At 34.1% G+C, this 18,405-nt stretch carries 15 protein-coding genes; 13 read left to right on the top strand and 2 right to left on the bottom strand.

Going from position 1 to position 18,405, the window contains the following annotated elements; all coding sequences use genetic code 11:
* Nucleotides 1-40: 40 nt before the first annotated feature.
* The 10 genes from AC3ITQ_RS07015 (at nucleotide 41) to AC3ITQ_RS06970 (ending at nucleotide 13,309) form a co-directional block, all read left to right on the top strand.
* Nucleotides 41-2,344: a glycoside hydrolase family 65 protein gene (locus tag AC3ITQ_RS07015; RefSeq protein ID WP_489237596.1), complete on the top strand. Its 2,304-nt coding sequence runs from the start codon at nucleotides 41-43 to the stop codon at nucleotides 2,342-2,344.
* Nucleotides 2,345-2,364: 20 nt separating this feature from the next.
* On the top strand, nucleotides 2,365-4,479 hold the full coding sequence (locus AC3ITQ_RS07010) for a glycoside hydrolase family 97 protein (protein WP_489237595.1): 2,115 nt from the start codon (nucleotides 2,365-2,367) through the stop codon (nucleotides 4,477-4,479).
* Nucleotides 4,480-4,584: 105 nt separating this feature from the next.
* Nucleotides 4,585-6,459: a glycoside hydrolase family 13 protein gene (locus AC3ITQ_RS07005; protein ID WP_489237593.1), complete on the top strand. Its 1,875-nt coding sequence runs from the start codon at nucleotides 4,585-4,587 to the stop codon at nucleotides 6,457-6,459.
* A 122-nt stretch (nucleotides 6,460-6,581) separates the two neighbouring features.
* Nucleotides 6,582-8,249 (top strand): alpha-amylase family glycosyl hydrolase, encoded by a 1,668-nt coding sequence (locus AC3ITQ_RS07000; RefSeq protein WP_489237591.1) that lies wholly within the window; start codon nucleotides 6,582-6,584, stop codon nucleotides 8,247-8,249.
* 174 nt (nucleotides 8,250-8,423) lie between these two features.
* Nucleotides 8,424-9,101: a glycerophosphodiester phosphodiesterase gene (locus AC3ITQ_RS06995; protein WP_489237589.1), complete on the top strand. Its 678-nt coding sequence runs from the start codon at nucleotides 8,424-8,426 to the stop codon at nucleotides 9,099-9,101.
* Nucleotides 9,098-10,306 (top strand): BaiN/RdsA family NAD(P)/FAD-dependent oxidoreductase, encoded by a 1,209-nt coding sequence (locus AC3ITQ_RS06990; RefSeq protein ID WP_489237587.1) that lies wholly within the window; start codon nucleotides 9,098-9,100, stop codon nucleotides 10,304-10,306. Before AC3ITQ_RS06995 ends, AC3ITQ_RS06990 begins: the two co-directional genes overlap by 4 nt.
* 4 nt (nucleotides 10,307-10,310) lie before the next feature.
* On the top strand, nucleotides 10,311-10,958 hold the full coding sequence (locus AC3ITQ_RS06985; protein ID WP_489237585.1) for an HAD family hydrolase: 648 nt from the start codon (nucleotides 10,311-10,313) through the stop codon (nucleotides 10,956-10,958).
* A 158-nt stretch (nucleotides 10,959-11,116) separates the two neighbouring features.
* Nucleotides 11,117-11,854, top strand: coding sequence for a hypothetical protein (locus tag AC3ITQ_RS06980; protein WP_489237583.1), 738 nt, complete (start codon nucleotides 11,117-11,119; stop codon nucleotides 11,852-11,854).
* Nucleotides 11,855-12,577: a hypothetical protein gene (locus AC3ITQ_RS06975; RefSeq protein WP_489237582.1), complete on the top strand. Its 723-nt coding sequence runs from the start codon at nucleotides 11,855-11,857 to the stop codon at nucleotides 12,575-12,577.
* Nucleotides 12,578-13,309 (top strand): hypothetical protein, encoded by a 732-nt coding sequence (locus AC3ITQ_RS06970; RefSeq protein WP_489237580.1) that lies wholly within the window; start codon nucleotides 12,578-12,580, stop codon nucleotides 13,307-13,309.
* Here AC3ITQ_RS06970 and AC3ITQ_RS06965 read toward each other — a convergent pair.
* The gene (locus AC3ITQ_RS06965) at nucleotides 13,293-14,273 is read right to left on the bottom strand and encodes a tetratricopeptide repeat protein (protein ID WP_489237578.1); all 981 of its coding nucleotides are present in this window, start codon (nucleotides 14,271-14,273) and stop codon (nucleotides 13,293-13,295) included. The two genes, AC3ITQ_RS06970 and AC3ITQ_RS06965, sit on opposite strands and share 17 nt — an antisense overlap.
* A gap of 88 nt (nucleotides 14,274-14,361) precedes the next feature.
* On the bottom strand, nucleotides 14,362-14,838 hold the full coding sequence (locus AC3ITQ_RS06960; RefSeq protein ID WP_489237576.1) for a TspO/MBR family protein: 477 nt from the start codon (nucleotides 14,836-14,838) through the stop codon (nucleotides 14,362-14,364).
* Nucleotides 14,839-14,989: 151 nt separating this feature from the next.
* Here AC3ITQ_RS06960 and AC3ITQ_RS06955 point away from each other — a divergent pair, with 151 nt between their 5' ends.
* The 3 genes from AC3ITQ_RS06955 (at nucleotide 14,990) to AC3ITQ_RS06945 (ending at nucleotide 18,186) form a co-directional block, all read left to right on the top strand.
* A complete protein-coding gene (locus AC3ITQ_RS06955) occupies nucleotides 14,990-16,072 on the top strand; it encodes a diphosphomevalonate decarboxylase (protein WP_489237574.1) in 1,083 nt (360 codons plus the stop codon).
* Nucleotides 16,073-16,121: 49 nt separating this feature from the next.
* Nucleotides 16,122-17,060: a mevalonate kinase family protein gene (locus tag AC3ITQ_RS06950; protein WP_489237573.1), complete on the top strand. Its 939-nt coding sequence runs from the start codon at nucleotides 16,122-16,124 to the stop codon at nucleotides 17,058-17,060.
* Between the two features lie 169 nt (nucleotides 17,061-17,229).
* The gene (locus tag AC3ITQ_RS06945) at nucleotides 17,230-18,186 is read left to right on the top strand and encodes a geranylgeranylglycerol-phosphate geranylgeranyltransferase (protein WP_489237571.1); all 957 of its coding nucleotides are present in this window, start codon (nucleotides 17,230-17,232) and stop codon (nucleotides 18,184-18,186) included.
* Nucleotides 18,187-18,405 lie beyond the last annotated feature (219 nt).

The following is an 18,405-nucleotide window of genomic DNA, read 5'->3' as shown; positions in this document are numbered from 1 at the left end:
AAAGAATTATCTAATTGCCCAATTATCTAATAAAGAAAAAATGAATCAAGATTATATAAAACCAGACAATTGGTCCATCATAGAAGAAGGTTTTGATGTTGAAAGAGTAAAATCGTCTGAGAGCCTTTTTAGTATCGGAAACGGTGCTATGGGACAACGTGCCAATTTTGAAGAAACATACTCTGGTGAAACTTTTCAGGGAAGTTATATCGCCGGAATTTATTACCCGGACAAAACTAAAGTAGGCTGGTGGAAAAACGGCTATCCAAAATATTTTGCGAAAGTATTAAACGCTCCAAACTGGATTGGAATTGACGTTAAAATCAACGAAGAAAACTTAGATTTAAATACTTGTACGGAGGTTAAAAACTTTCGTAGAGAATTGAATATGAAAGAAGGATGGTACAACCGTTCTTTTGAAGCGACATTAAAAAACGGAACTGAAATTGCCGTAAACATTCGTCGTTTTCTTTCTTTGGATTTGGATGAAGCCGGAATTATCAAATACGAAATTACGCCTTTAAACAAAGATGCCAAAATTGTTTACAAACCTTATATTGACGCCGGAGTTACGAATGAAGATGCCAACTGGGAAGAAAAATTCTGGGAACCTCTTGAAGTAAAAAAAGGTGCAAATGAAGCTTTTGTAACGGCGCAGACTTTTAAAACGCATTTTAAAGTTACGACTTTCATGCACAATACGATTTTTGCAAACGGAGAAAACGTAAACATTTCGCCTTCAACAATCGATTCAACTACAGATAAAGTTCAGTTTACTTACGGAACCATTATCGCTAAAGGACAAACCTCATCTATTCAAAAAATTGGTGGATATACCGTTTCTTTAAATCACGAAAATACTTTGGCTGCAGCCGAAAAAACAATTAAAGCTGCCGTTACTTTAGGATATGATGCCTTACTTCAAAATCAAATTGACGCCTGGAGCAAAATCTGGGAAATGTCAGATATTACCATTGATGGCGATGTAAAAGCACAACAAGGAATTCGTTTTAACATTTTCCAATTAAATCAAACCTATTTAGGAAAAGATTCTCGTTTGAATATTGGACCAAAAGGTTTTACCGGAGAAAAATACGGCGGTTCGACTTATTGGGACACTGAGGCTTATTGTATTCCGTTTTACATGGCGACAAAAGACCAACAAGTTGCAAGAAACTTATTGACGTACCGTTTCAATCAATTGGATAAAGCGATTGAAAACGCAAAAGACAATTTAGGTTTCAAAAACGGAGCGGCGCTGTATCCAATGGTTACCATGAATGGAGAAGAATGCCACAACGAATGGGAAATCACACACGAAGAAATTCACAGAAATGGTGCGATTGCTTTTGCGATTTACAACTATTACCGTTTCACAGGAGACTACTCTTATATTCCAGAAAAAGGTTTAGAAGTTTTAATCGGAATTGCGCGTTTCTGGCATCAAAGAGCTTCTTTTTCTAAAGAAAAAAATCAATATGTTATTTTGGGCGTTACGGGTCCAAATGAATACGAGAATAACATCAACAATAATTTCTACACCAATTATATTGCAAAATGGTGTATTGATTATGCATCGGAACAAATAAATAAAGTGGCGTTGGAATATCCAGCTGATCACAAACGTGTTCTTGAAAAAGTGAAGTTATCTGCTAATGAAATTCAGGAATGGAAAAAAGTAGCTAATGACATGTACTTCCCTATTTCAAAAGAATTGGGTATTTATTTACAGCAAGATGGTTTCTTAGACAAAGATTTGGTTCCGGTAAAAGATTTAGATCGTTCACAAAGACCAATCAATCAAAAGTGGTCATGGGATCGCGTTTTACGTTCTCCTTATATTAAACAAGCCGATGTTTTACAATGTTTCTATTTCTTTGAAGATCATTTTTCTAAAGAAGAATTAGAACGCAATTTCAATTTTTATGAGTCTTTTACGGTTCATGAAAGTTCGCTTTCGCCTTGTGTACACTCGATTCAGGCTGCCCATTTAGATAAAATGGATATGGCCTATACTTTCTACTTAAGAACTTCTCGTCTGGATTTAGATGATTATAACAAAGAGGTAGAAGAAGGTTGTCACATCACGTCAATGGCCGGAACTTGGATGAGCATTGTGGAAGGTTTTGGAGGAATGCGTGTTAAAAATGACCAGCTTCATTTTGCTCCGAAAATTCCAAAAGAATGGAAAGGCTATTCCTTTAAAATTAATTTCAGAAATCAAATTTTGAAAGTAGCTGTAAATCACAACGAAACAACTTTTACCGTAGACGGGGACCAGGATTTAACTATTGTAGTTAACGGGAAACCTGAAATTGCAGGTAAATTTGCACAAATAAATTAATACTCTTAAAATCAAAAAACATGAAAAACTTATTTTTCGCAAGTTTAATCTTGTTTGCTTTTAGCTCAATTGCAAAAGCACAACAATTAAAATCACCCGAAGGAAAGTTCGTAATGGAATTTTCGCTTCAAAACGACGGAACGCCAACTTACAGCTTAAAATACAAAAACAAAGAGGTAGTAAAAACAAGTAAATTAGGTCTTGAACTTAAAGATGACAAAAAATCTTTATTGAATGATTTTACTGTTGTGGATACAAAAACAACCACTTTTGATGAAACATGGAAACCGGTTTGGGGAGAAGTGGACAATATCAGAAATCATTATAATGAATTGGCTGTCACTTTAAATCAAAAAGGAACGGACAGACAAATCGTAATTCGTTTCCGTTTGTTCGATGACGGACTTGGATTTAGATATGAATTCCCAACACAAAAGAACCTTACTTATTTCGTAATCAAAGAAGAAAGAACTCAATTTGCAATGGCGGGCGACCACACTGCATTTTGGATTCCGGGAGATTACGATACTCAGGAATACGATTATACCAAATCGAAATTATCTGAAATTAGAGGTTTGTCTCAGAAAGCATACACAGCAAACGTTTCTCAAAAGAACTTTTCTCCAACAGGAGTTCAGACTTCTTTGATGTTAAAAACAAATGATGGTTTATACATCAACTTACACGAAGCGGCTTTGATCAATTATTCTTGTATGCATTTGAATTTAGATGACAAAAACATGATTTTTGAATCTTGGTTAACGCCAGATGCAAAAGGAGATAAAGGTTATATGCAGGCACCGAGCCACTCTCCTTGGAGAACGATTATGGTGAGCGATGACGCAAGAGAAATCTTAGCTTCAAAAATGACTTATAATTTAAATGATCCATCAAAAATTGATAATACTTCCTGGATTAAACCAGTAAAATACATTGGTGTTTGGTGGGAAATGATTACAGGAAAAAGCTCTTGGTCATACACAAACGATTTTCCAACAGTACAATTGGGTGTTTCTGATTTCTCAAAAGCAAAACCAAGCGGAACACACGGAGCGAACAATGCTAACGTAAAAAAATACATTGATTTTGCTGCTGCAAATGGTTTCGACGCTGTTTTGGTTGAAGGATGGAACGAAGGCTGGGAAGACTGGTTTGGACATTCAAAAGATTATGTTTTTGATTTTGTAACGCCTTACCCGGATTTTGATGTGAAAGGTTTGCACGAATATGCAAAATCTAAAGGAATCAAAATCATCATGCACCATGAAACTTCAGGTTCAGTTCGTAACTACGAGCGTCATATGGATAAAGCGTATCAATTCATGAAAGACAATGGATACGATGCTGTAAAAAGCGGATACGTTGGAGACATTTTGCCTCGCGGTGAAAACCATTACGATCAATGGATTGTAAACCATTATCAATACGCAATCGAAAAAGCAGCTGATTATAAAATTATGGTGAATGCTCACGAAGCAGTTCGCCCAACCGGAATTGCGAGAACATACCCAAACTTAATTGGAAACGAAGCTGCAAGAGGAACAGAATATCAGGCTTTTGGAGGTTCTAAACCAAATCACGTTACGGTATTGCCTTTTACACGTTTAATTGGAGGTCCAATGGATTACACTCCTGGAATCTTCGAAATGGATATTAGTAAAATGAATCCTGATAACAAATCACATGTAAACAGTACTATTGCAAATCAATTGGCTTTATACGTTACGATGTACAGCCCATTGCAAATGGCGGCTGATACTCCAGAGAACTATAACCGTTTTCCCGATGCTTTCCAGTTCATTAAAGATGTGGCTTTAGACTGGTCAGAAAGTAAATATATCGAAGCTGAACCAGGCGATTTTATTACAGTTGCCCGTAAAGCAAAAGGAACAAACAACTGGTTTGTTGGAAACGTAAACGGAGAAACTGCCCGTACATCAAACATCGATTTCAGTTTCCTTGAAAAAGGTAAAAAATATACTGCAACAATTTATGCTGATGCAAAAGATGCGCATTACAAAACAAATCCGCAAGCTTATACGATTAAGAAAATTGCCGTAACAAATAAATCAAAATTATCACAGTTATCTGCTCCAGGAGGAGGTTATGCAATTAGCATAATTGAAACTAAATAATTTTAATTAACATTATAAGAATGTAAGTCCATTTAAATAGAAATCTCCCCAATTTTTATCTTAGATGTTCTTACATTTCTTATATAGTTTAAATCCATCTTCACTATGAACATCCAAAAAATAGCATTTCAAACCAACCACATTTTCTACAAAATACTCCTATTTGTTCTACTATTTTCCGCTTCCGCGAAAGCGCAAATTCAGAAAGTTGAACCGCCATTTTGGTACGCTGGAATGAAAAATCCGGAGTTGCAGATTATGTTCTACGGAAAAAATATCGCACAATATGAAGCTTCGGTTTCTAATAATATTGTGATTAAAAATGTAGAAAAAACAGAAAATTCAAACTATCTTTTTGTTACAATTGACACACAAAATTTAAAAGCTTCAGAATTAGTTTTCTCTTTTAAAGCCAATAATAAAGTTGCTTTTACTCAAAAATATTCCCTTAAAGAAAGAAGAGCGAATTCGGCTGACCGAAAAAGTTACGATTCATCAGACTTGATTTACCTAATCATGCCGGATCGTTTTGCGAACGGAAATCCGAAAAACGACACCAATGCTTCTTTAACTGAAAAAGCAAATCGTCAGGAACCAGCAGGTCGTCACGGTGGAGATATCGAAGGAATCATCAAAAACTTAGATTATATTTCGTCTCTGGGCGCAACAACAATTTGGAACACGCCTTTATGCGAAGACAACGACAAACAGCATTCTTATCACGGATATGCACAGTCTGATGTTTATAAAATAGATCCGCGTTACGGAACGAATGAAGATTACGTTCGTTTATCATCAGAATTGCACAAAAAAGACATGAAATTGGTTATGGATTATGTTACCAATCACTGGGGAATTACCCACTGGATGATGAAAGACATGCCTACTAAAACCTGGTTCAATCAATTTGAAAACTTTACGCAAACACACCACAGACGTGAGGTGATTACCGATATTCATGCTTCAAAAATTGATCAGGAAGTTTGTGTTGATGGCTGGTTTGTACCTTCTATGCCAGACTTGAATTTGAGAAATCCTTTAGTGGCTAAATACTTAACTCAAAATGCTATTTGGTGGATTGAATATGCCAATTTGGACGGGTTTAGAGTTGATACTTATAATTATTCTGACCAAACGGCAATGGCCAATTGGGCAAAATCAATTACAAATGAATATCCTAATTTCAATATTGTGGGTGAAATCTGGATGCACAATCAGGCGAATTTAGCGTATTGGCAAAAAGACAGTAAAATTGGTGCCATCGAAAATTACAATTCGAATTTACCAAGTGTGATGGATTTTACACTTCAAAGTCAGGTTACTTCTGCATTTAATGAAAGTGAAGGAACTTGGGACAATGGAATGATTAAATTCTACAACAATTTTGCAATGGATTATTTATATCCAAATACAAATAACATTTTGGTTTTTGCTGAAAATCACGATACCGATCGTATGAATGATAAGTTTAAATACGATTTTCCTAAATACAAACTGGCAATGACTTTATTGGCTACAGTTCGTGGAATTCCACAAGTTTATTATGGTTCAGAAATTGGAATGGGCGGTGACAAAGGCAAAGGCGATGCAGATATTCGCAGAGATTTCCCTGGCGGATGGGCTGGCGACAAAAACAATGCCTTGACTGCAGCAGGAAGAACAGCTGAACAAGCGCAATACTTCGATTTTACTTCAAAATTATTCAACTGGAGAAAATCAAATGAAGCTATTCATACCGGTAAAATGACACATTATATTCCGGAAAACAACACTTATGTTTATTTCAGATATAATGATAAGAAAACCGTAATGGTGGTTTTCAATAACAATGCAAAAGCACAAACGGTGAAGACAAACCGTTTTAAAGAAAACATCAAAAACTTTAAATCTGGAAAAGATGTTTTAACTGGAAAAACATTTGATTTAGCCACTGAAATTGCTTTGGAGCCAAAATCAGCTTTGGTTTTAGAATTGGAATAAAACTTAACTGCAAAGTTTTTCCGCCACGAATTCACGAATTATTTTTGACAATCTTTGAGAATAAAATTCGTGAATTCGTGGCGGAACTTTTTTATTATAAATCTTCGTTAAATTCAGAATAAATGAAAAAATACACTTTCCTTTTTTTACCTTTAGTATTCTTAATCACGAGTTGTTCTGGCTCAAAATCAGTTTCAATGAATAACGAAAATACTTCAAAAACACCTTTCGTCTGGGAAGGGGCCAATGTTTACTTTTTACTTACCGATCGTTTTTATAATGGAAATACCGCCAACGATGTAAATTTTAACCGAACCAAAACTCCAGCAAAATTGCGTGGATTCGAGGGTGGAGATATTATCGGAATCACAAAAAAAATCGAATCAGGATATTTTGAGAAACTAGGAATAAATGCCATTTGGCTTACGCCGATTGTAGAGCAAATTCACGATGGCGTTGATGAAGGAACAGGTTTCAGCTATGGATTTCATGGTTATTGGGCAAAAGACTGGACCGCTTTAGATCCGAATTTTGGTACCAAAGAAGATTTAGCAAAACTGGTTCAAAAAGCACACGAAAAAGGTATCAGAATTATTCTGGATGGTGTAATCAATCATACCGGACCTGTAACTGCTGAAGATCCCGTTTGGCCTTCGGATTGGGTTAGAACCGGCGTAGTTTGCGATTACAAATCATTCGAAAATACAACGATGTGTACTTTAGTGGATAATCTTCCGGATGTCAGAACAGAAAGTACACAAGAAGTTCAGCTCCCTCCTTTTTTAATTGAAAAATGGAAAAAAGAAGGCCGTTATGAAAAAGAAATAGCTTCGTTGGATGAGTTCTTCAAAAGAACTAATTATCCAAGAACACCAAAATATTACATTATAAAATGGCTGACAGATTATATTGTTGAATTCGGAATTGACGGTTACCGAGCCGATACCGTAAAACATACCAACGAAGACGTTTGGGCCGATTTTAAAAAAGAATGTGATTACGCTTTTGAAACATGGAAGAAACACCATCCACTACAAGTTTTAGATCAAAACCCGTTTTATACAATTGCCGAAGTTTACGGTTACGGAATCAGTGGTGGTCAGGATTACGATTTTGGAGATAGAAAAGTAAATTATTTCCAGAATGGTTTCAACAGTATGATCAATTTTGAATTCAAATGGAATGCCGCTCAAAACAATTATGAAGGTTTATTTTCTAAATATTCGAATGCTTTAAACAATGACTTAAAAGGATATTCTGTTCTTAATTATATGTCGTCACATGACGATGGACAACCTTTTGACGCCAACAGAACAAAAGGCATCGAAGCTGGTACAAAATTATTATTATCTCCCGGAATGTCACAAGTTTATTATGGAGACGAATCTGGACGATCTTTAGTTGTAGAAGGGACAAACGGCGATGCCACTTTACGTTCCAATATGAATTGGGACGATATTCTGAACAATCAGGAAACCAAAAAAACACTTTTGCATTGGCAGAAATTAGGGCAATTCAGAAAAAATCATCCCGCAATTGGCGCTGGAATTCATCAGCAAATTAATTCGGAATTTTATGTTTTCTCCAGAACTTTTTCTAAAGGAACTTTCGAAGATAAAGTCGTTATTGGTTTAGATTTACCAAAAGGAAAAAAAGAAATTTCGGTAAATACTATCTTCGAAAACGGAACAAAATTAAGAGATACTTATTCAGATCAAAACGTCGAAGTTATTGATGGAAAAGTGACTATTGATAGTGATTTCGACATCGTTTTATTGGAACGTACTTAACCGCAAAGGCCGCAAAGCTTTACGCTAGGTTCGCAAAGTTTTTTGCCACAGATTAATGGATTAAATTGATTTTTATAATCTTTTTAATCTGTGGAATCTGTGGCAAACTTTTTTACCTAATCCTTGCGACCTTTGCGTAAAACTTTGCGACCTTTGCGGTAAAACTTTCTAGACATGCTTAAGATTGCACATCGCGGTGCCAAAGGCTACGAACCCGAGAATACTTTACAAGCCTTTCAGAAAGCATTAGACTTAAATGCTGACGGAATCGAACTCGACGTTCACTTAAGCGTTGACGGGCACATAATCGTAATTCACGACGAAACGATCGACAAAATGACCAATGGAAAAGGTTTTGTAAATACCTTATCTTTGCCGGAGTTAAAATCGTTTTTGATTGCTGACAAGCATGAAATTCCAACTTTAAAGGAAGTTTTTGATCTGGTAGATAAAAAATGCCTGATCAATATCGAATTGAAAAACTTCGATACTTTTTCTAAAGTTGTGGCTTTAATTGAAGAATATGTTTCAGAGAAAAATTGGAAATATGAGCATTTCATCGTTTCAAGTTTTGATTGGAATGCCTTGCAACATGTACATGATTTAAACCAAAATATTCCAATCGGCGTATTAACTGAAACGGATCTGAATTTAGCTTTGGCTTTCGCCGAAACAATAAAAGCAAAGGCCATTCATCCTTATTATCATTTATTGAATGAGAAAAACACTAAGGAAATACAAGAAAAAGGATTTCTGGTTTTACCCTGGACAGTAAATATTGAAGAAGACATTCAAAAAATAAAAAATTTAAAAGTAAACGGAATCATCACTGATCTTCCAGATAAAATATGAGTCAAAATTTCGACATCCTAATTGTGGGCGGAGGCGCTGCAGGTTTTTTTACCGCTATTAATATTGCAGAGAAAAATCCGAAACTGAAAATTGCCATTTTAGAAAGAGGAAAAGAAGTTCTTTCTAAGGTCCGCGTTTCCGGTGGTGGAAGATGCAATGTAACGCACGCTTGTTTTGAACCGAATGAATTGGTTAAATTTTACCCGCGTGGCGAAAAAGAACTTCGAGGTCCTTTTCATCAATTTTGTTCGGGAGATACAATTGAATGGTTCGAAAAACATGGTGTGGAATTAAAAATTGAAGACGACGGGAGAATGTTTCCCGTTTCAAATTCTTCACAAACCATAATCGATTGTTTCTTAAAAGCAACTGAAAAATTAGGCATAAAAGTATTGACGGGTCAAAGCGTGCAATCGATTTACAAAGCAGAAAATCATTGGAAAATTGATACGCAAAGCGATAAATTTATTGCTGAAAAATTAGTTCTGGCGACAGGAAGCAATCCAAAAATTTGGGAAATGCTGCAAGAGAAAGGACACGCGATTATCAGTCCTGTCCCTTCCCTATTTACTTTCAACATCAAAGATCCGCGAATAAAAGAATTACCCGGCGTTGCGGCGCAAGTTACCGTTAATGTAAAGGATACCAAACTAGAATCCACCGGACCTTTGTTAATCACACATTGGGGAATGAGTGGTCCAGCAATTCTAAAGCTTTCAGCTTGGGGCGCCCGTATTTTATTCGACAAAAATTATCAGTTTACGATTTTTGTGAATTGGTTAAATGATGTGGATACAGAAGATGCGGAGAAAATCCTAAAAGACTTAAAACAGGAACATGCCAAAAAAGCCGTTTCAAAAAAATCTCCTTTCGACTTTCCGAATCGTTTATGGGAAAGTTTGGTTTTGGCTTCTGAAATTGAAGCTGAAACAAAATGGGCTGATTTATCTAAAATTCAATTGCAGAACTTAGCTGCTCAATTGACAAAAGCAAAATTTCAGGTAAACGGAAAAAGTACTTTTAAGGAAGAATTCGTTACGGCCGGCGGCATCGATTTAAAAGAAATCAACTTCAAAACCATGGAAAGTAAATTACATCAAAACCTTTATTTTGCAGGCGAAATTGTAAACATCGACGCCATTACCGGAGGTTTTAACTTTCAAAATGCCTGGACAAGCGGGTTTATTTTAGCCAATACTATTTAAGAGAATGAAATACAAAGGAATTATTTTTGATTTAGACGGAACCTTAGTCAACTCATTAGAAGACATTTCAGACGCCATGAATAATGTTCTTACTAGTCTAAATTATCCAACACATACTTACGATGCTTACCAATATTTTATTGGAAGTGGATTAAGAAATTTGGTCAGCAAAGCTTTGCCAGCATCAAACAATTCTGAGAATGAAATCGAAGTTTGTTTCGAAAATATGATTGCGGAATATCGTGAAATTTGTACGCTAAAAACAAAACCTTACGCAGGAATTGTTGAATTGCTGGATGATTTAGTTTCGCGAGATATCAAATTAGCAGTCTTCTCAAACAAAGCAGATGAACTTACGAAAAAGATAGCGTCGGAAATATTCCCGGATTATTTTAACACTGCCGTTGGTTTAAGCACTGAAGCACTTAAAAAACCAAATCCTTTTGAAGCCCTTGAAATAAGCAAAAACTGGAATTTAAAAACAGAAGAAATTATTTTTATAGGCGACTCCGATATTGATATGTTGACAGCAACTAACGCCAATATGTTTCCACTAGGTGTTTCATGGGGTTATCGCACAGAAGAGGAATTAATCGCCAGCGGTGCCAAATTGGTAATAAATACACCTTCAGATTTAATTGAAATATTGTAAAAAGTCTTCAGTAGCAGTTTTCAGTCGCAGACTTTGCAACTGAAAACTGAGACTGAGACTGAAAACTCCACAAAATTCGAATTAACAAGAATTTACAGATTCTGTAAGTTTTCGTTAAGACAATTCTAATAATTTTACTATCAACTAAATACCATTAGATGAAAGTAAAATTACTTACCACAATTTCTTTTTTCACTTACCAGCTGAGTATTTCTCAAACCGAAAAATTATTAAACGGAAAAGTTTATTCGCAAAACATTTTGCTTAAAAATGTTGAAGTAATTAACAAAACTGCTAAAACCAGTACACGAACAAACGAATTTGGAGAGTTTTCAATTTTAGCAAAAGAGCAGGACAGTTTATTGTTTTTTTCAAAGAATTACTTATTTACAAGATTGAAGCTAACTTTAAAAGATCTGGAAAAAAGCTATCTCACTGTTGAGATGAATCCAAAAGCCGAAGAATTAGAGAATGTTATAGTTTCAAGATCTGTTTTTACTAAAACTGAAATTAAAAAAATCGTCAATAATAAGGAAGAAATAAATAAGATTATAATTAGAAAGAAATTTGATGAAGTAACTTCAAAAGTGACTGTTTATGACGGGAAGATTAAAAATGGATTAGATTTCAGTTACCCGATCTTTGATAAACCAAAGAAAAAAATTGAGCCTCGTGACGACCGCTTTAGAAAACTAGTACTCGCTTCTTGTCCCTCTGAATTCTTCGTTAAAAACTTAAAAATAATCTCTGAAGAAAAAGAAATTTTTATAAAATTCTGCGATGCCGATCCGAAATCTAAGACACTTTTAGAACATCCTAATGTTTTAGCAACAATGGATTTTTTGTACGCCAAAAATGAAGAGTTTAAGAAATTGGAAACGAAAAACCTTAATTAGATGAAAGTAAAATTACTTACCACAATTTCTTTTTTCACTTACCAACTTTCAATTTCGCAAACTGAAAAATTGCTGCACGGAAAAGTTGTTTCTCAAAACAACGTTATTAAAGGTGCCGAAGTAATTAATAAAACAGCACAGACAACCACCACTACTAATGATTTGGGAGAATTTTCAATTGCAGCAAATGTAAAAGACAGCTTATTTTTTATCTCTGACGATTATTTCGTTTCAAGATTAAAAGTAACCTCTCAAAATATTGAAAGCAGCAATCTGGTAGTAAATCTGATTATTAAACCTGAAGAATTAAATGAAGTAGTGGTTTCAAATATAAAATTTAAACCGATCCGGCTTACATCTCAAGAAATTGAAGAAATTAAACTCAATTCTGGCAAACCTACAGGATTTGGAACGATCACAAACGGAATTGATTTTATCCATATCGGAAAAAAAATATACGCTCTCTTAGCAAAAGAAAAAGAAATCAAACCTAAAAGCCCCGAAATTGATTTTAAAAAACTCGTTGCAACATCTGTTCCTCCGGATTTTTTCACAAAACAACTTAGTTTAAAACCTGAAGAAAAAGAACTATTTATTGAATTCTGCGATGCTGACCCAAAATCTAAATTGCTACTAGAGCAACCAAACGTTTTAGCTACAATGGATTTTTTATATGCTAAAAACGATGAGTTTAAGAAATTAAAACCAAAAAACAACAATTAGATGAAAGTAAAATTACTCACCACAATTTCCTTTTTCACTTACCAACTTTCTATTTCCCAAACAGAGAAACTACTTCACGGAAAAGTTGTTTCTCAAAGCAATGTACTAAAAGGTGTCGAAGTCATTAATAAAACAGCCAAAACAAGCACAACTACAAATGCGTTAGGAGAATTTGCTATTTTGTTAAATGTCAAAGACAGTTTGATTTTCTTTTCTAAAAATTATTTCTTTTCAAGATTAAAGATAACCTCCCAAAACATTGAAGTTAATAATCTGGTAGTTAATATGGTCTTAAAACCCGAAGAACTGGATGAAGTTGTCATAACCAAAATTAAATTCCCAAAAATTGAGTATGATGCAGAAGCGATTGCCGAAATAAACATTGACAAACAGGCCAGAGATTTAAAACGCTTTATTCCGGTTTACGATGGCTCAATACCAAACGGAATGAATTTTGGAGCAATTGGTGGTGGGCTTTTTGGTTTATTAAAAAAAGACAAAGAAGAGCCTAAAAAGAAGATCCCTGAAATGGATTTTAAAAAACTTATTGCAACCACAGTCCCTGAAATTTTCTTTACAAAAGAACTAAAATTAACTTCCGAAGAAAAAGAACTCTTTCTTCAATTTTGTGATGCCGATCTAAAATCTAAAACGCTTTTAGAGCATCCGAATGTTCTGGCAACAATGGATTTTTTGACTGCTAAAAATGATGAGTTTAAGAAGTTGAAATAGATTTTTTTAGTTTTTTCCATTTTATAAAAAAGGCAATAAAAGCAACTAATAATATAACGGCAATTATTAATAAGATTATTAAACTTGTTTCTATTCGATAAACATAATTTAAATCAATCGATTTATTATTTTCTCTTAACGCTTTAAGTTGCTTGCCATAAATCATAGCTTTTTGACGATAGTATACATAATCAACTTGAGCACTATTAATCATTCTCGCAATGATAAGATCGTCATCATAACCATACATTCTCGCAAGTTTATAAACTCGAAAAGCGTTTTCATGTTCTCCTATCAGCTCCACAAGATTTCCTAGCTCAAAAAGTAAAATTGAAATAATTTTATCTTTAGGCTCAATAAATGACATTCTCTCATTTACTTGAAAATAAATCACTTTTGCTAATTTTTCAACTTCTTCTTTTGATAATTTAGTCTGAGGTAACCCTGTATTTCCGAAATTTGTATTGATTAAAAATGAGCCCGAAACAGTATTCAAATTCTTGATTTTTGCTTCTAATATTTTTAAATGAAGCCATTCAGAACCATTGTGAGATTCAGGATTAATTTCAATAGATTTTTTAATCCACTTATATGCTTTTTGATTGTCACCCATTAATTCATAAAGCGTCCCAAGATTTGATGCTGTTGAATATCTATTGGGGTTTGTTTTCTCAATATTCAAATACAAATTTAAGGCATCCTTGTATTTTCTTTGAACAATCAAAAGATACCCTTTGTCAGATAAGTAATCTATATCTTTTGTTTTATTATACGCACTATCAAGTTGTTTTATAATTTTAGGATAATCATTCGTAAAAAAATTATGTCCATGAGGAACCAATCCTCTGTAATCAAGATAAGCATAAGCTCCGTTTTTAAGAATCTTGGTTTCGCCATTCAAACAAGCAAAACCTTTAAATGATATTAAAACTAAAACAACCAGAAAAAATTTAAATTTATTCATAGAGGAAACGCATTGATTAAACCTGAAACCTGAAACAAAGAAAAACCTGACACGAGGCTTTAGCCGAACTGGAAAAGCAAACAAAATTTTACCTATTCAACCACCAAATACTCGCATTCAAAACCGCTGCAAAAGCAACCCAAGCCATATATGGAATCAATAAATAACCTGCAGTTTTATTGATTTTGATAAATTTTAAATACGTTTCATAAATCATAAGCCATAAAAGTGCAATTTCGACCAAAGCTAACATCGGGTTTTTTAATCCGAAGAATAAATAAGACCAAATGGCATTCAGCGTTAACTGAATAATAAAGAAAAGCAGTGCTTTTTTTACAACTTCATTTTGTTCTTTGATTTTATCCCACACTAATCCGGCAGCGACCGCCATTAAAATATAAAGTAACGTCCACATTGGCATGAAAATCCAATTTGGCGGATTAAAAATTGGCTTTATTAAAGTTGGATACCAGGTTTCTACACTTGGTCTTGTTACTGTACTGGCAGAATATCCTACCGCTAAACAAACCAATAAAGCTATTGCAATTTTTATGTATTTATTCATTTTATTAAATTTTGAATCAAAAATAGTCAAAAGAAAAGTTTAAACCATATAAGTTATATCAGTTCATTCTAGTAAAGCCTGCTTATAATTTCTTATATAACTTATATGGTGAAAAAATTTAAAAACTATCTTTGCCAAAATTTTATATTTCATGTTTACAGCAGCTGATTTTATTCCTAAAAAATATACTTCTACAATCGAAAACGGAAATTTTGAGTGGAGCGCTCCCAGCAATATTGCATTAGTAAAATATTGGGGGAAAAAAGACAATCAAATTCCGGCAAATCCTTCAGTTAGTTTTACGTTGAATAGCTGTAAAACAGTTACCAAATTAGGTTTCGAAAAAAGAGTAAACCAAAATTCCTTTTCTTTTGATTTATTATTTGAAGGAAAACCAAAAGAAGATTTCAAACCGAAAATTCAGAAGTTTTTAGAGCGAATTGAAGTTTATCTTCCGTTTTTGAAGGATTATCATTTTACGATTGATACGCAAAATACGTTTCCACACAGTTCAGGAATTGCTTCTTCGGCATCTGGAATGGCGGCTTTGGCAATGAATTTCATGAGTTTGGAGAAAGAGCTAAATCCGGAAATGACAGAAGACTATTTCTTCCAAAAAGCTTCTCTTTTAGCCCGTTTAGGTTCTGGAAGTGCTTGTCGAAGTGTAAAAGGAAAGGTTGTCGTTTGGGGAAATCAGGCAAATATTGAGGGAAGTTCAGACTTATTTGGAGTTGAATTCCCATATACGATTCATGAAAATTTCAAGAATTACCAGGATACTATTTTATTGGTTGATAAGGGCGAAAAACAAGTTTCGAGCACGGTTGGACATGATCTAATGCACAATCATCCTTATGCTGAAAGACGTTTTGCGCAAGCCCATGAAAATCTGGATCAGTTGATTGCTATTTTTGAAAATGGAAATCTGGAGGAATTCATTAAAGTTGTTGAGAGCGAAGCGTTGACTTTACACGCGATGATGATGACTTCGATGCCGTATTTTATTTTGATGAAACCAAATACTTTGCAAATCATCAATGCGATTTGGAAATTCAGAAATGAAACCCAGATTGCGGTTTGTTTTACGCTTGATGCCGGTGCAAATGTTCATGTACTTTATCCCGAAAACGTTAGCGCTAAAGTATTACAATTTATTAAGGACGAATTAGTTGTATTTTGTCAGAATGGTCAGTACATTTGCGATCAAATTGGAGAAGGATCAATTGCATTGTAATTTTCCGTATCTTTAATTAAAATTTAGATTTTTAGACTTAAAATACATTATGAAAGGACCATTATTTTACTCAAAAATATTACTCTTTGGAGAATACGGAATCATTCGTGACTCTAAGGGACTTTCTATTCCTTATAATTTTTACAACGGCGCTTTAAAGAAATCTGAAGAACCTTCAGCAGAAGCTTTGGCATCAAACGCAAGTTTAAAACGATTCGCATCTTACCTTGAAACTTTGCAGACAGAAAAACCTGAATTGGTTGCTTTTGATTTGACAGCTTTAAAAAATGATGTTGAAACCGGAATGTATTTCGATTCTAGCATCCCTCAAGGTTACGGTGTTGGAAGCAGTGGTGCACTTGTTGCTGCGATTTACGATAAATATGCAACTCAAAAAATAACAGTTTTAGAGAATTTAACGCGCGAAAAACTGTTACAATTGAAAAATATATTTTCTCAAATGGAGAGCTTTTTTCACGGAAAAAGTTCTGGTTTAGATCCTTTAAACAGTTATTTAAGCATTCCGATTTTAATCAATTCTAAAGATAATATCGAAGCAACCGGAATTCCAACTCAAAGTTTTGACGGAAAAGGTGCTGTGTTTTTATTAGATTCAGGAATTGTAGGCGAAACGGCTCCAATGGTAAACATTTTCATGGAAAACCTAAAAGACAAAGGTTTCCGTGCGATGCTTAAAAACCAATTCGTAAAACATACTGATGCTTGTGTAGAGAATTTTTTACACGGCGACATGAAATCTTTGTTTACCAATACTAAGAAACTTTCAAAAGTTGTTTTGAATAACTTCAAACCAATGATCCCGGAGCAATTTCACGGAATCTGGCAAAACGGAATTGACACAAACGATTATTATTTAAAACTTTGTGGTTCTGGCGGCGGTGGTTATATTCTTGGATTCACCCAAGATTTAGAGCGTGCTAAAGCATCTTTAAAAGACTATAAACTAGAAGTAGTTTATCAGTTCTAAAAATTAAGTGCTTTTTTAGATTTTACTGTTTTAGTACAGTGATTTTATTGTTTAGTGGTATAGAAACGAATAAGTAATCATTTCTAAATTGTTAAAATTAACTTTAACTAAAATACAACTTCAGCAAAAAATCTTAAATTACACCCCACTCTAAAACTTTAATCAAAAAATGTTAAGCAGACAGCACAAACTTTTAGTAATGAAAATTGTTAGTTTGTTCTCTGTGGTGAGAGGCTATAACATTCCGATTATTGTTTTGGCACAATATTTATCCGCAATTTTCATTCTGGCTCCAGAGAAAAGAGCTCTCGATATTTTATTGGATTTCAATTTATTTTTGATCGTTTTTGCTTCAGCAATTACAATTGCTTCAGGTTACATAATCAATAATTTTTACGACAGCCAAAAAGATTTAATCAACCGACCAAACAAATCAATGCTGGATCGTTTGGTAAGTCAGAAAACAAAGCTTTCTGTTTATTTTACATTGAATTTCGTTGCTGTTTTAATGGCCTTCATTGTTTCCTGGCGTGCTTTTTTATTCTTTTCGGCTTATATTTTCCTGATTTGGTTTTACTCGCACAAAGTCAAAAAATATCCAATTGTTGGAAATTTAATGGCGGCGTTTTTAGCAGTTATTCCATTTTTTGCAATTCTTTTATATTTCTACAATAAGATTTCATTTGAAGAAATTGAAGATCATATGAGTCATTTTATGGTGATTTCGGCACATGCGGTTTTCTTGTTTTTATTGTTGCTGATACGCGAAATGATAAAAGATTTAGAGAATCTTAAAGGCGATCTGGCGAACGACTATCGAACGATTCCCATACTTTATAATGAAACGGTTTCAAAACAAGTTATTACTGTGTTGACTATTTTCACTGTACTTCCCGTTTATGTTTTGATCAACATTTATGATGTGGGTTATATGGACATTTACTTTTATGTTTGCTTTGGTGTTTTGTTGTTTTTCCTGCTCTATTTATGGAAATCAAATTCTAAAGAGCAATATTTATTACTGCATAATGTTTTGAAATTCCTGATTGTGTCGGGTGTTTTTTGCATTGTTTTGATTAATCCGAGTGTTTTGTGGCACGGAAAAGCTTTAATTTCAAAATTCTAGTTTAAGTTATTTCACAGAGATTCACTAAGATTTCGCAAAGATTCACAAAGCTCTTTTAAAAACTTTGCGAATCTCTGTGTGAACTCGGTGAATCTCTGTGGAATAACAACAATTCAAAGTGGCCAAAAAGCCCAAATACAACTCTCTCAAACCCCAAAAAACAATAGCTATTAATCTAAGAACAATGAACTTAAGATTATTTAGCAAGAATAAACTATC

It is taken from the genome of Flavobacterium sp. KH_001, assembly GCF_057840745.1.
The sequence above is the reverse complement of the archived record's forward strand: the minus strand, read 5'-3'. Positions and strand labels throughout refer to the sequence as shown.